Annotated in this window: 15 protein-coding genes and 2 pseudogenes; 6 read left to right on the top strand and 11 right to left on the bottom strand. The window is 37.5% G+C overall.

The genetic code is table 11. The annotated features are described in order from the left end of the window. Positions 1-78 precede the first annotated feature (78 nt). The 9 genes and pseudogenes from AT683_RS04665 to yceD form a co-directional block, all read right to left on the bottom strand. Positions 79-786: a 4'-phosphopantetheinyl transferase family protein gene (locus tag AT683_RS04665; protein WP_038440889.1), complete on the bottom strand. Its 708-nt coding sequence runs from the start codon at positions 784-786 to the stop codon at positions 79-81. A gap of 60 nt (positions 787-846) precedes the next feature. After that, on the bottom strand, positions 847-2,178 hold the full coding sequence (locus tag AT683_RS04660) for an anaerobic C4-dicarboxylate transporter (protein ID WP_005665397.1): 1,332 nt from the start codon (positions 2,176-2,178) through the stop codon (positions 847-849). A 203-nt stretch (positions 2,179-2,381) separates the two neighbouring features. Beyond that, positions 2,382-2,612, bottom strand: a complete 231-nt coding sequence (gene acpP, locus AT683_RS04655; RefSeq protein ID WP_005544465.1) for an acyl carrier protein — start codon at positions 2,610-2,612, stop codon at positions 2,382-2,384. Between the two features lie 256 nt (positions 2,613-2,868). After that, complete coding sequence (fabG, locus tag AT683_RS04650) at positions 2,869-3,597, bottom strand: 3-oxoacyl-ACP reductase FabG (RefSeq protein WP_011271905.1); 729 nt, start codon at positions 3,595-3,597, stop codon at positions 2,869-2,871. A gap of 16 nt (positions 3,598-3,613) precedes the next feature. Beyond that, positions 3,614-4,552, bottom strand: coding sequence for an ACP S-malonyltransferase (fabD, locus tag AT683_RS04645; protein WP_011271906.1), 939 nt, complete (start codon positions 4,550-4,552; stop codon positions 3,614-3,616). Positions 4,553-5,051: 499 nt separating this feature from the next. Then, on the bottom strand, positions 5,052-6,002 hold the full coding sequence (locus AT683_RS04640) for a beta-ketoacyl-ACP synthase III (protein WP_005664283.1): 951 nt from the start codon (positions 6,000-6,002) through the stop codon (positions 5,052-5,054). A 41-nt stretch (positions 6,003-6,043) separates the two neighbouring features. Then, a pseudogene (locus tag AT683_RS09870) lies at positions 6,044-6,166 on the bottom strand (phosphate acyltransferase PlsX); the annotation flags it as partial. A gap of 22 nt (positions 6,167-6,188) precedes the next feature. Then, positions 6,189-6,359: a 50S ribosomal protein L32 gene (gene rpmF / locus AT683_RS04635; protein WP_005544470.1), complete on the bottom strand. Its 171-nt coding sequence runs from the start codon at positions 6,357-6,359 to the stop codon at positions 6,189-6,191. 22 nt (positions 6,360-6,381) lie between these two features. Further along, on the bottom strand, positions 6,382-6,906 hold the full coding sequence (gene yceD / locus AT683_RS04630) for a 23S rRNA accumulation protein YceD (RefSeq protein WP_005660861.1): 525 nt from the start codon (positions 6,904-6,906) through the stop codon (positions 6,382-6,384). A 157-nt stretch (positions 6,907-7,063) separates the two neighbouring features. On the opposite strand from yceD, the gene asd reads away from it, so the two are divergent. Further along, on the top strand, positions 7,064-7,933 hold the full coding sequence (gene asd, locus AT683_RS04625) for an archaetidylserine decarboxylase (protein WP_005660859.1): 870 nt from the start codon (positions 7,064-7,066) through the stop codon (positions 7,931-7,933). 108 nt (positions 7,934-8,041) lie between these two features. On the opposite strand, the gene gorA is transcribed toward asd, so the two are convergent. Both gorA and AT683_RS04615 read right to left on the bottom strand, forming a co-directional pair. Then, a complete protein-coding gene (gene gorA, locus AT683_RS04620; RefSeq protein ID WP_038440887.1) occupies positions 8,042-9,412 on the bottom strand; it encodes a glutathione-disulfide reductase in 1,371 nt (456 codons plus the stop codon). A gap of 215 nt (positions 9,413-9,627) precedes the next feature. Continuing rightward, positions 9,628-10,227: a YajG family lipoprotein gene (locus AT683_RS04615; RefSeq protein WP_005671163.1), complete on the bottom strand. Its 600-nt coding sequence runs from the start codon at positions 10,225-10,227 to the stop codon at positions 9,628-9,630. A 93-nt stretch (positions 10,228-10,320) separates the two neighbouring features. On the opposite strand from AT683_RS04615, the pseudogene AT683_RS04610 reads away from it, so the two are divergent. The 5 genes and pseudogenes from AT683_RS04610 to nqrD all read left to right on the top strand — a co-directional run bounded on the left by AT683_RS04610 (position 10,321) and on the right by nqrD (position 14,857). After that, positions 10,321-10,632 (top strand): annotated as a pseudogene (locus AT683_RS04610) (BolA family protein). Between the two features lie 290 nt (positions 10,633-10,922). Then, entirely contained in the window at positions 10,923-12,266 is a 1,344-nt protein-coding gene (locus AT683_RS04605) for a Na(+)-translocating NADH-quinone reductase subunit A (protein ID WP_005671165.1), read from the top strand. Positions 12,267-12,268: 2 nt separating this feature from the next. Next, positions 12,269-13,504, top strand: coding sequence for an NADH:ubiquinone reductase (Na(+)-transporting) subunit B (locus tag AT683_RS04600; protein WP_005653793.1), 1,236 nt, complete (start codon positions 12,269-12,271; stop codon positions 13,502-13,504). Further along, on the top strand, positions 13,497-14,231 hold the full coding sequence (locus tag AT683_RS04595; protein ID WP_005660827.1) for a Na(+)-translocating NADH-quinone reductase subunit C: 735 nt from the start codon (positions 13,497-13,499) through the stop codon (positions 14,229-14,231). Before AT683_RS04600 ends, AT683_RS04595 begins: the two co-directional genes overlap by 8 nt. After that, positions 14,231-14,857 (top strand): NADH:ubiquinone reductase (Na(+)-transporting) subunit D, encoded by a 627-nt coding sequence (nqrD, locus tag AT683_RS04590; protein ID WP_005648665.1) that lies wholly within the window; start codon positions 14,231-14,233, stop codon positions 14,855-14,857. Before AT683_RS04595 ends, nqrD begins: the two co-directional genes overlap by 1 nt. Position 14,858: the final 1 nt, after the last annotated feature.

Raw genomic sequence — 14,858 nt, 5'->3', positions numbered from 1 at the left:
TAAATGGGGCTCGTCTATGAAAATACAAGACTTTTTAGGCAATAAAAAATCCTTGATTTTACACAAGGATTTTCTTAATTAATTCACTTCATAAAGAACATATTTTTCAAGTTCTTTTATCTGTAAACTTTCCCCACTCCATTCATAAAAGTGCGGTAATTTTTCTTGATGATTGACAAAAGCGGCTAAATAAATAGAGAGTTCATCAGTAAACCACAACTGCCCCTGCGGACAATAATCTGAAAAAATTTGTTGTTGTTCAGGAAAATGGCGAACATTGGATAATTTTACGATCCCAAATCCTTGAGATTTCAATACAGCCTCTCGTAAACACCAACAACGATAAAAAGTCTTCAAAGAAGACTGCTGATGATAAAACCAATCAATTTCTTCTTTTGGTGCAATATGTTCCATCAACGCCGAAAAATTTCTTATTTTAGGAAATTCAATATCAATTCCCACCGCACTTTTTTCTTCATTTCTAATATCTAATATTACCGCCACCCAATCACCAGAATGGCTAATATTAAAATCTATTCGCTCATCAAGAAAATAAGGTCTACCACTTTTGGTACGATGAATTTGAGATAAAAGTGCGGTGGATTTTCCTGCTATTTTTAGAAGTTGGAAAAGTAATAAGTGAGCAAGCCGACGGCACTGATGACGCTGAAAAACACGCGAGCTATCCGTTTCAATTTGATATAGATTTTCTGGAATCAGTTCATCAGGTAAGGATTCCAAAGAAAAAGGTTGATTTATATTGCCGTAGGCGATGTAGGTTGTCATAAAAATAAAAGCACCATTCAAAGGTGCTTTTATATTAAAAGGATTTAGTTTGTGTGTAAATTAGCGAATCACTAATTCCGCCACAGAAACACCGACTAAGCAAGCAACAACAACCCCAATTAAACCTGGCACCATGAAACTGTGGTTAAAATAATATTTACCAATTTTTGTTGTACCCGTTACGTCAAAGTTTACTGTTGCAATGTCTGACGGATAATTTGGAATGAAGAAATACGCATAAGTTGCAGGCATTAAACCAACTAAAATTGGCGCAGGAATACCTAAACTTATACCCACAGGTAATAACATTACAGCAGTGGCGGCTTGGCTATTAATTACAACTGAGACTGCAAATAACGCCAATGCAAATGTCCAAGGATAAGTTTGCACCATATCAGTAATCGCAGCTTTAAATTCTGGCATTGCATATTTGAAGTAAGTGTCGCTCATCCACGCAATACCATAAATCGCAATTGCTGCCACCATACCTGACTTAAATACCACACCATTTGGCACGATTTGAGGATTTGTTTTCGTTGCGAGTAAAATCACACCACCAAAGCAAAGCATCATCATTTGAATGATAAGTGACATTGAAATTGCTTTTCCACTACCGATAGTACGAATTTCAGGAATCATCGCAATCGCAACAATCACAACTAAAGCAAGTAAAAATAGGTAAACAGATTTTTTTGCCCCTTGCGGAAGGGTTTCATTCAATGTTGTGCTTGTGGTATTTAAAATACGTTCACGCCATACGGGATCTTGTAAACGACATTGATATTCAGGATCTTGTTCCAACTCTTTACCACGACGCATACTGTATAAAGAAAGTGCAATCGTACCCGCTAAGGTTGCAGGAACGGTTACACAAATAATATCTAATAAACTAATATGCTCAAAAGCAGGCATTGCTGTAATTTTACCTAGATAGAAGACAACAGCTGCAGAAAGTGGGCTAGACGTGATGGCTAATTGTGATGCTACAGAAGACGCCGCCATAGGACGTTCTGGACGAATTTTGTTTTTCAATGCAACATCGCCGATGATTGGCATAATTGTGTAAACAGAGTGACCAGTACCAAGCATAAAGGTTAATAAATAGACGACTAATGGGCCGAGTAAAGTGACACGTTTTGGATTTTTACGGAGAATGCGTTCAGCAATTTGTAACATAAATTTCAAACCGCCAGCTGCTTCAAGTACGGATGCGCAAGTCACCACCGCAAGAATGATAAGCATAACATCAATCGGTGCTTTCCCCACTGGCATACGAAATACGAAAACCTCGATAGCAAGACCGATACCAGAAACAACACCTAATCCGATACCGCCGTAACGGCTACCGATATAAAGCATTAATAGTAAAAATAAAAATTCTAAGTAAAGCATAAACACCTCAAAAATGAAAAACTATGCAAATAATACTTCTTTTTAGGCATATAACTAAATAATTTTTTAAAATTTAAACCAAGATTTTAAGTAAAAGATAATTTAGATCAATGTTTATGAAAGGGAAAAATAAAAAGTGCGGTAATTTTAAAGAGGATTATTAGAAAAAAATTAGGCGACTTAAAACGTCGCCCAACTTAAAATTATTGATTGTTTTGCACGTAATCAATCGCAGATTGAACAGTGGTAATTTTTTCAGCTTCTTCATCAGGAATTTCAATATCAAATTCTTCTTCTAAAGCCATTACTAATTCAACTGTGTCTAATGAATCTGCACCTAAATCTTCAACAAAAGAAGCTTCAGGTTTAACATCTTCTTCTTTAACACCTAATTGTTCAACGATGATTTTTTTCACGCGTTCTTCAATACTCATTTGTTTTTCCTATTTGTTAGTTTTAACTCATAAAAGAGCTGTTAGTGTATGTATTTTTTAGTAACTTGCAACTATTTTATGGTCTGGTCGCACCACAAAATAGGCAATGTGAACACACACATCAAATATAGTTACGTACCTTTGCATACGCTCAAGGCGTAACCAAGTTACATTGCGAGCGGGATTTTAGCATTATCTAAAATCTTTGGCTATGATTTTATTGCTTAGAACCCCCCCCATAAATCAATGTCAAAGTTTAGCTTAAGTATAAGCCACCATTCACGTGTAACGTTGTACCCGTGATATAACCTGCATCATCAGAAGCTAAGAAAGCAACGGCTTTAGCTATGTCTTTTGCTTCGCCTAAACGTCCAGCTGGAACATTAGATAAGATCCCCGCTTTTTGTTCATCCGTAAGCACTTCTGTCATATCTGTTGCAATAAAACCTGGTGCAACCACATTTACAGTAACACCACGTGCAGCTACTTCTTTCGCTAAAGATTTAGAAAAACCAACCACACCCGCTTTTGCCGCACAATAGTTAGTTTGTCCTGGATTACCCGTTGAACCAACCACTGAACCAATATTGATGATACGACCAAAACGTTTTTTCATCATTGAACGTAACATGGCTTTAGAAAGATGATACACAGAAGTTAAGTTAGTTTGCATAATATCAAACCATTCCTCATCTTTCATACGCATCAATAAATTATCGCGAGTAATACCTGCGTTATTCACGAGAATATCAATATCGCCAAAATCATTTTTAATTTGCTCAAGTAAAGTTTCGATAGATTCTTTATCCGTTACGTTTAAAACTAAACCTTTACCTTTATCCCCTAAATAAGCCGAGATCGCCTCTGCACCCTTTTCAGAGGTTGCGGTACCAATTACAAATGCACCTTTTGAACTAAGTTCTTCTGCAATCGCACGACCGATACCACGGCTAGCCCCTGTCACTAAAGCAATTTTACCTTGCATTTTTTCTTCCTTTTACTTACGCTAAAAATTCTTCTACCGCATTGAATGATGCAACATCATTTACAGATATTGCTTGTAAATCACCCACAATGCGTTTGGTTAAACCATTTAATACTTTACCTGGCCCCACTTCAACAAGCGCTAAAACACCATCTTGCGCCATTTTTTCAACTGTTTCAGTCCAACGAACTGGACTATATAACTGACGAACAAGTGCGGTACGAATTTCGGTGCCTTCAGTTTCAGCTTTCACATCAACGTTATTTAATACCGATATTGTTGGTGTATTAATTTGAATATTCTCAAGTGTTACCGCTAATTGCTCGGCTGCAGGTTTCATTAATGCACAGTGAGAAGGTACGCTCACAGCTAACGGCAATGCACGTTTCGCCCCTGCTTCTTTACATAATGCAGCCGCACGCTCAACTGCAGCTTTCGCACCCGCAATAACTACTTGACCCGGTGAGTTAAAGTTCACCGCAGATACGACTTCGCCTTCCTCTGCTTGTTTGCAAGCATTAATAATTGCTTCATTATCTAAACCAATGATTGCATACATTGCGCCAGTGCCTTCAGGCACAGCTTGTTGCATTAATTTTCCGCGCAATTCCACTAATTTAATCGCATCTTGGAAATCCAACACCCCAGCACAAACCAAGGCAGAATACTCACCCAAGCTATGGCCTGCCATCACTTCTGGTTTTAATTGAGGAAATTTTTCTTGCCATACGCGATAAATAGCGACTGAAGCAGCTAAAAGTGCGGGCTGAGTTTGCCAAGTTTTATTAAGTTCTTCAGCTGGACCTTGTTGAACAAGATACCATAAATCATAACCAAGCGCATCAGATGCTTGTTTAAATGTTTCAATAACGATTGGATATTCAGTGGCAAGATCAGCAAGCATACCGACAGTTTGGGAGCCTTGACCTGGGAAGACCATTGCGAATTTTTTCATTATGTTTTGTCCTATTGTTTTTTAATTGAAAATTCTTCTTCGGTAATTAAAATCGGGTTTCGCCGATGGCGACTTACTTTTTCTTTGCTTCGCCAAAGAAAAAGTAAGCAAAAAGAAGGGAACCCAATTTGTTCTTTATCCGATTTAAAGTGCGGTCAAAACTCAAAATATTTTTTGTTCTTAAAATGAATTTAAAATTAACCGCACTTTTTAAATAATGCTCTGATAAATTCGGGGCCCCATATAAATCGCCTTTGCGACTTTCAATTTTTAGGCAATTTGCGTCTGTTTGAGCGTAGCGAGTTCAGCAAATTGCCGTTAAGAAAATTGAAACAAAGCAAAGAACAGCGATTTAACTGGGGCGTGTTTTCTTTGCCTACTTTCTTTTACACGAGTAAAAGAAAGTAGGTCGCCGTCAGGCGAACCCCTGACATTTAACACAAAAAGTGCGGTCAATTTTTACCGCACTTTAAAATCATCAATAATTATATCAAATCAACTAAAATCTCACTAACGCTGAACCCCAAGTCCAACCACCGCCAAAGGCTTCTAATAATAGTAACTGCCCACGTTGAATACGACCATCTCGAATAGCCTCATCTAAAGCGACAGGAACAGTTGCTGCACTGTTGTTAGCGTATTTATCTAACGTTACCACCACTTGCGACATATCCATTTCTAATTTTTTAGCTGTTGCTGTAATAATACGTAAATTTGCTTGGTGTGGCACAAGCCAGTCTAAATCTTTTTTATCTAAATTATTTGCTAAAAGTGTTTCTTCCACCACATTTGAAAGTTCACGAACTGCCAATTTGAACGTTTCATTACCTTGCATCTCGATATAGCCAGATTTTTCTATACCACGTTCTGGCTGAGCTAAAACAAGGGCATTATTTTTATCTGCTGAAGCGTGTAAATGGGTGGAGATAATTCCTTCTTGTTCACTCGCTTCTAAAATTACAGCACCCGCACCATCACCAAATAGCACAACAGTGCTGCGATCTGTTTCATCTAATTTACGAGAATTGAGATCTGAGCCTATCACTAAGGCTTTTTTCACTTTGCCTGCACGAATAAATTGATCAGCTACGCTCAAAGCATAGACAAAGCCTGTGCAAGCTGCGGCTAAATCAAAAGAAATCGCATCATCAATATTTAATAAACCTTGCACTTGGCAAGCCGCACTTGGATAAGCATGTGAGTGACTTGTAGTTGCAACAATAATTAGTTCAATATCTTGAGGATTAATTTGAGCAGCTTCGATCGCATTTTTTGCCGCTTCAAATCCCATTGTTGCAACAGTTTCATCTGCCGCTGCGATACGACGTTCACGGATACCAGAACGAGTGACAATCCATTCATCTGATGTATCAACCATTTTTTCTAAATCCGCATTTGTGCGAATATGACTCGGCAGATAGCTACCGGTGGATAAAATTCTACTATTCATACTCAATAAGATAAGCGATTAAAAAGGAAAAAAATCTATGGACTATCGCCAAGTAAGAGATAAGACGACACCGGATTATTTTCCGATGTTAATGGAATGCAGATAGTAATACGGGGACCAACGTCCCCGCCCATCACATCTAACGCCAAGGTTAGACGGTTCAAGTGAACACCTATAAGTAAAAAATTACTTATTGATCACTTTACGACCACGATAGTAACCGTCTGCAGTTACGTGGTGGCGTAAGTGAGTTTCACCGCTTGCTTTATCTACTGATACAGCAGCAGTTGTTAAAGCATCGTGTGAACGACGCATATCACGACGTGAACGAGATTTTTTGTTTTGTTGAACAGCCATTGGCTATACTCCTAAATTTAATTTACTTTTGCTTTAAATTAGCTAATACAGCGAACGGGTTCGGTTTTTTTGCCAATTCTTCAGGCAATTCGCCAAAAACCTGTTCCTGCGCGGACACTTCACAGTGTTCAGATGAATGCATTGGTACAAGCGGCAAAGCTAAAATTAGCTCATCTTCCACCGTGCCAATTAAATCTATTTCGCCAAACTCATTGAACTCGATTGGCTCATAAATTTCGGGCAAGTCATCAGCCTGATCCCAATTAGCCACTGGACTATAAGTAAACTCACATTCCAATGTTTGTTTGTAAGGTTCGTTACAACGCTGACATTCAAGCTCGATATCAATCTGTACTTTACCTTTCATCACCACTAATTTTTGTGGATCAACATAAAACGATAATGTTACCTGTGCATCGCTGAGCACGTTTACCACTGATTCCGCCAAACGCTCAAGCTGATTTGCCGAATAATAACCAACATAATCAAGCCGTCTTTGAGCATCTTTTACCGGATCAACGGTTAGGGGTAGTTTTACCTTTTGCATAGGGCGTGAATATTACCTGTTGTTACGAAGATAGTCAAAGGGAAATCACATTTTTATTGGATAATAACGAGAGAAAAATTTCTAATTACCAAAAAAGTTGGCACTTTGATAAAAATTGCTATAATCACGCCTCTTTTTTTAACAAGGAAAGATAATGATGACTTCAAATTCTTATTGGCAACGCTTAAAAGTGGCATTTCAATATGTCATGCCGCAAATTTATTTAACTCAAATTGCTGGCTGGTTTGCTAAACAAAAATGGGGCAAAACAACACATTTTGTAATTAAAGCTTTTGCGAAAAAATACAACATTGATATGAGCATTGCGCAAAAAGAACAATTTTCTGATTACGCAAGTTTTAATGAATTTTTTATTCGTCCGTTAAAAGAAAACGCGCGTCCAATTAATCAAAATCCAACCACACTTTGTTTACCAGCAGACGGTCGCATTAGTGAGTGCGGTCATATTGACGATAATCTTTTATTGCAAGCTAAGGGGCATTTTTTCAGCCTAGAAGACTTACTGGCAGAAGATAAAGAATTAGTGGAAACCTTTAAAAATGGGGAATTTGCTACTACTTATCTTTCTCCTCGTGATTATCACCGAGTGCATATGCCGTGCGATGCTACGCTACGCAAAATGATTTATGTGCCGGGTGATTTATTCTCTGTGAATCCATTTTTAGCCCAACATGTACCAAATTTATTTGCACGTAATGAACGTGTGATTTGTGTATTTGATACTGAATTTGGCACAATGGTACAAATTTTAGTGGGTGCAACCATCACTGCAAGTATTGGCACAACTTGGGCAGGCGTAATTAATCCACCACGCCACAACGAAGTGAAAACTTGGACTTATGAAGGCGAAAGTGCGGTCAAATTATTGAAAGGTCAAGAAATGGGTTGGTTCCAACTTGGTTCAACAGTAATTAATTTATTCCAAGCCAATCAAGTGCGTTTGGCTGATCATTTAAGCGTAAATGAACCTGTTCGCATGGGCGAAATCTTGGCATATAAAAAATAAACAGGATTTATTTCCATAAATGACAGAAACAAATCCTGAAAATAGATATTTCTCACTTCTTTAAAGGCAGTATAACCTTACTGCCTTTTTCTTCTTTCATTTGAACAATTAACGCATTGTTACAAATTCTTCTGAACCTGTTGGATGAATTGCCACCGTATTGTCAAAATCAGCTTTTGTTGCGCCCATTTTGATTGCTACTGCAAATCCTTGAATCATTTCATCTACACCGAAACCAATACCATGTAAACCCACAACTTTTTCATCTTTACCCACACAAACTAATTTCATTTTGCACGGTTGGCGATGTTGAGTTACCGCAGTGTACATCGCTGTGAAAAAAGATTTATATACCTTAACATTTTCTGCGCCGTACTGCTCAATCGCTTGCGGTTCAGTTAAACCTACAGTGCCGATAGGCGGATGGCTAAATACAACGGTTGGAACTAAACTGTAATCTAAATATTCAGTCGGTTTATTATTAAATAAACGCTCAGAAAGGCGACGACCTGCTGCAACTGCAACTGGTGTTAATTCAATGCCGTTTTCAATAATATCGCCTACCGCATAAATGCCTTTCACATTAGTATTTTGATATTTATCTACTTTGACATAGCCGTGTTCATTTGTTTCTACACCTGCATTTTCTAAGCCAATTTTATCTGTCGCTGGAACACGACCTGCCGCCCAAATAACGCAATCTACGGTAACATCAGATTGACCATCACATTTTACAGTAAGTGAACCATCTGCATTTTTTACAATTTCAGATGGGGTAGAATTGGTATGTAATTGAATTCCATCTTGCGCAAGCACTTCCACTAATGTTTCTACGATTAATGGATCCTGATTACGCATTGGCGCATGGCGACGCACTAATAAATGTGTTTCCACGCCTAAGCTGTTTAATACGCCAGAAAGTTCAACAGCAATATAGCCTGCACCAATAACAACAGCACGTTTTGGTAATTCGGTTAATGCAAAGAAACCATCCGAATCAATGCCGTATTCTTGTCCTTTAATATTTGGACGATATGGGCGGCCACCAGTTGCGATTAAAATATGATCTGCGGTTACTTGCTCTTTTGTACCATCAGCAAGTGTTACTTCAATAGTATGGGCATCGACAAATTTTCCGAAACCATTAATTACATCAATATTATTTTTCGCTAATACATTATTATAAGATGTATGGATACGACTAATATAGGCTTGGCGACTTTCAATCAGTTTTGAAAAATCAAATTTTTTCACTTCAACATCAAAACCATAATCTGGCGCATAATTGTTGATTGCTTCTGCAATATGCGCGCCATAAAACATTACTTTTTTAGGTACGCAACCTACATTTACACAAGTGCCTCCAAGATGTTTTGCTTCAATGATTGCACATTTTTTTCCATAGCTTGCTGCTCGATTTAGAGACGCAATACCGCCACTGCCACCGCCAATAGCAATATAATCATAATGTTTAGTCATAGTTTGATCCTTTTTGAACTCAAAAATTTTCCGTATTTTGCCTAATTTTTATAAAGAATGCTATAAATTGATTTAATTGGTTTTATGAATATTTTTTATTCTTTTGAACAGATGATTAGTTTGAAATAATTTTATGTGAAGCCTAGTATGTAGAATGAAATAGCGTGATAGAAAAAGAGGAAGATTGTTCAATCTTCCTCACTGTAGATATGTGATTAATTAGAATATTGGTTAATCGCAGCCGCAACTTCTTGATCTTGATAAATATTGTTCACAATATCATTAAAAGTTTGAGATAGCACTTTATGAATTTCATCATTGTCCGCATTAAATACGCCCTCTTGTGAACGCGTGACATTAAATGATTTATTATACGAACCTTTCGCACCTTGTACATAAACTGTCGCTTGAATTTTAGTATTAAGTTTATAACGAAGATTACCTTGTTCTACTTGCGTACCAAATTCATGCACATCTACAGTTACCCACGCATTTGAACCATTTAATTGCCCAATTCTAAAGCCTTTACTAATTAAATTTTGCTGCATCACTTGCTGAAATAATTGTGTAACACTTGGGGATGCATTTAATTTAATCAGTTCCCCGTGTTTCGTATAACTCGCAATCTCTTGTATTGTGCGGCTATCTTTTGTTGTAACAGATACAACGGCAGTTCGATTAACATTCATTGAAGCACTTGGCACAGGCGGTGTAAATGCTAATATATTTGATTGTGCTTGGCAGCCTGCAAGAAATAATGTAGCAGCTAGAATACCTACTGATGATAATGTTTTAATTTTGTTTACTAATGCCATAATTTCCCCATAAATCAATTAGAATTGTGCTATTCTTACAAACTTCCTTATTAATGTATAGCGTTTCATTTTAGTTTTTGTGGAGAACTTATAGTGTCAATTCAACAAATTATTGAGCAAAAAATTCAAAAAAAATTTCAACCGCACTTTTTAGCAATAGAAAATGAAAGCCATTTACATCACTCTAATCGAGGTTCTGAATCACATTTTAAATGCGTTATTGTCAGCGCAGACTTTAAAAATATTCGAAAAGTACAACGTCATCAGCGTATTTATCAATTATTGAACTAAGAATTAAATCATAGTATTCACGCATTAGCATTACATTTATTCACTCCAGAAGAATGGAAAGCACAAAATGAAACTGTACCGCACTCAACAAAATGTGCAGGTATTGGGCGTTAATTTTGTTATAAAAATGTAACATTTTTGATATATCGCAAAAAGTTCTAACAAAAAACCCTCTGTTTAAGTAGCGAAAAACAGAGATTTTCGCTAGAATGAGGCGTTTAATTTAGTCCAAATTCGATTTCTCGGTAAAATTATTAACTGTGAAATCAATCCATTTGAGTTTTTTATTTTGTGACATTAATGTTTTTTTAGCGGTTTGTCACACTCAAACGTGAGATTGCTTCTAGGGTATTTTTACTATATTAGCAATTGTATTTTTAACCTTGAAAAGTAGTGCAAATAGTATGATTACAATTAAGAAAGGTTTGGATCTCCCAATCGCGGGAAAACCAGCACAAGTAATCCATAGCGGCAACGCTGTGAATCAAGTTGCGATTCTAGGTGAGGAGTATGTGGGGATGCGTCCTTCAATGAAGGTACGCGAAGGCGATGTTGTGAAAAAAGGTCAAGTACTTTTTGAAGACAAAAAAAATCCTGGTGTAATTTTTACAGCCCCTGCAAGCGGTACCATCACTGCAATCAATCGTGGCGAAAAACGGGTATTACAATCTGTTGTTATTAATGTAGAAGGTGATGAAAAAATCACTTTTGCAAAATATAGCACAGAACAATTGAATACACTTTCTTCTGAACAAGTAAAACAAAACTTGATAGAATCTGGCTTATGGACGGCATTACGTACTCGTCCATTTAGTAAAGTTCCATCCATTGAAAGTGAAGCATCTTCTATTTTTGTAAACGCGATGGATACCAATCCATTAGCAGCCGATCCCTCTGTCGTATTAAAAGAATATTCGCAAGACTTCACTAACGGTTTAACCGTATTAAGTCGTCTATTCCCTTCAAAACCATTACACTTATGTAAAGCGGGCGATTCTAATATTCCCACTGCTGATCTTGAAAATTTACAGATTCATGATTTTACTGGTGTTCATCCAGCTGGTCTTGTAGGGACGCATATTCACTTTATTGATCCTGTCGGTATTCAAAAAACTGTATGGCATATCAATTATCAAGATGTGATCGCTGTAGGTAAATTATTTACAACAGGCGAACTTTATTCAGAACGAGTAATTTCTCTTGCAGGTCCTCAAGTGAAAGAACCTCGTTTAGTACGTACAATAATCGGTGCTAATCTTTCTCAATTAACCCAAAATGAATTAAGTGCGGGTAAAAATCGTGTAATTTCTGGCTCAGTTCTTTGTGGTCAAATAGCAAAAGATTCACATGATTATTTAGGTCGCTATGCTCTGCAAGTATCAGTAATCGCTGAAGGTAATGAAAAAGAATTTTTTGGTTGGATTATGCCACAAGCCAATAAATATTCTGTGACTCGTACCGTATTAGGCCACTTCAGTAAAAAATTGTTTAATTTTACTACTTCAGAAAATGGTGGCGAACGTGCAATGGTGCCAATCGGTAGCTATGAGCGCGTAATGCCGTTGGACATTTTACCTACATTATTATTACGTGATTTAATCGTGGGCGATACTGATGGCGCTCAAGAGTTAGGTTGTCTGGAATTAGACGAAGAAGACTTGGCGTTATGTTCTTTCGTTTGTCCAGGCAAATATGAATACGGTTCAATCTTGCGTCAAGTCTTAGATAAGATTGAGAAGGAAGGTTAAAAATGGGTTTGAAAAATCTTTTTGAAAAAATGGAACCCGCGTTTTTACCCGGTGGTAAATACAGCAAGCTTTATCCGATCTTTGAATCGATTTATACCTTGCTTTATACACCTGGTACGGTAACGCACAAAAACACTCACGTTCGTGATGCGTTAGATTCAAAACGTATGATGATTACGGTTTTCCTTGCGTTGTTCCCTGCGATTTTCTATGGGATGTACAATGTGGGTAACCAAGCGATTCCAGCGTTAAATCAATTAGGCAATTTAGATCAACTAATTGCTAACGATTGGCACTATGCTCTTGCAAGTTCATTAGGTTTAGATTTAACTGCCAATGCAACTTGGGGCTCTAAAATGGCTCTTGGAGCAATTTTCTTTTTACCAATTTACTTAGTGGTATTTACCGTTTGTACTATTTGGGAATTGTTATTCTCTGTGGTTCGTGGTCACGAAGTAAATGAAGGAATGTTCGTTTCAACCATTTTATTTGCCTTGATCGTTCCACCAACATTGCCACTATGGCAAGCCGCATTAGGTATTACTTTTGGTATCATTGTTGCAAAAGAAATTTTTGGTGGCGTAGGTCGTAACTTTATGAACCCTGCACTTGCTGGTCGTGCGTTCTTATTCTTCGCATATCCAGCTCAAATTTCAGGCGATACGGTTTGGACTGCCGCAGATGGTTTCTCTGGTGCAACCGCACTTTCACAGTGGTCACAAGGTGGTCAAGGTGCATTGCAACATACCGTAACAGGCGCTCCAATTACTTGGATGGATGCTTTTGTTGGTAACTTACCTGGTTCAATGGGGGAAGTTTCTACCCTTGCAATTTTAATTGGCGGTGCTGTTATTGTATTCACTCGCATTGCAGCTTGGCGCATTATTGCTGGTGTGATGATTGGCATGATTGCAACCTCAACCTTGTTTAACCTAATTGGCTCAGAGACTAACCCTATGTTCTCAATGCCTTGGCATTGGCACTTTGTTTTAGGTGGGTTTGCATTGGGTATGGTATTTATGGCGACCGATCCTGTTTCAGCATCTTTTACTAATACTGGTAAATGGTGGTACGGTGCATTAATTGGCGTAATGGCTGTATTAATTCGTACTGTAAACCCAGCCTATCCAGAAGGAATGATGTTAGCGATTTTATTTGCAAACTTATTTGCACCGATTTTCGACTACATCGTTGTTCAAGCAAATATCAAACGTCGGAGAGCAAGAACAAATGGCTAAGTTTAATAAAGACAGCGTAGGCGGCACAATCCTTGTTGTGCTACTACTGAGTTTAGTTTGTTCCATTATTGTTGCTGGTTCCGCAGTAATGTTAAAGCCTGCACAAGAAGAACAAAAATTGCTTGATAAACAAAAAAATATTTTAAATGTAGCTGGTCTTTTACAAGCAAATACGAATGTAAAAGAAACTTATGCAAAATTTATTGAGCCGCGTTTCGTTGATTTAGCAACGGGTGAATACACACAACAAGCAGATGATAGCCAACAAGCAATTCCTGCTGATGCGGATAAAGCACGTATTCGTTCTCGTAGCAAAACAACTGAAGTTTATCTTGTAAAAGATGAACAGGGTCAAACTCAACAAGTTATTTTACCAATTTATGGCACTGGCTTGTGGTCAGTGATGTATGGCTTAGTATCTGTTCAACCAGATGGTAATACTATTAATGGAATCACTTACTATCAACACGGAGAAACACCGGGATTGGGCGGAGAAATTGAAAATCCAAACTGGGCAAGTCTATTTAAAGGTAAAAAATTATTTGATGAGCAACATCAACCTGCCATTCGTATTGTAAAAGGTCAAGCTCCACAAGATGAACATAGCATTGATGGTTTATCTGGTGCAACTTTAACAGGTAATGGTGTTCAAGGTACCTTTAATTATTGGTTCAGCAAAGATGGCTTTGGTCCATATCTTGAAAAACTTCATTCAGGAGCAAACTAATGTCTGGAAAAACAAGTTATAAAGATCTGTTGTTAGCGCCAATTGCTAAAAACAACCCTATTGCATTGCAAATCTTAGGGATTTGTTCTGCATTAGCTGTAACAACAAAATTAGAAACTGCTTTTGTTATGGCGATTGCAGTTACCTTAGTAACTGGATTATCAAACTTATTTGTTTCCCTAATCCGCAATTATATCCCTAACAGCATTCGTATTATTGTACAGCTCGCAATCATCGCTTCGCTTGTTATCGTAGTGGATCAAATTCTAAAAGCCTATGCTTATGGTTTATCTAAACAACTTTCAGTATTCGTTGGTTTGATTATTACTAACTGTATCGTAATGGGGCGTGCTGAAGCATTTGCGATGAAATCCCCTCCAGTTGAAAGTTTTGTAGATGGTATCGGAAATGGCTTAGGTTATGGTTCGATGTTAATTATCGTAGCATTTTTCCGTGAACTTATCGGTTCAGGTAAATTATTTGGTATGACTATTTTCGAAACTATTCAAAATGGTGGCTGGTATCAAGCAAATGGTTTATTCCTACTTGCACCAAGTGCATTCTTTATCATCGGATTTGTGATCTGGGGATTAAGAACTTGGAAACCAGAACAACAGGAGAAGTAAT

Origin of the sequence: Haemophilus influenzae (assembly GCF_001457655.1) — a bacterium.
Classification (GTDB): domain Bacteria; phylum Pseudomonadota; class Gammaproteobacteria; order Enterobacterales; family Pasteurellaceae; genus Haemophilus; species Haemophilus influenzae.
Note: the sequence above shows the minus strand (reverse complement) of the source record. Positions and strands in the feature narration are given on the sequence as shown.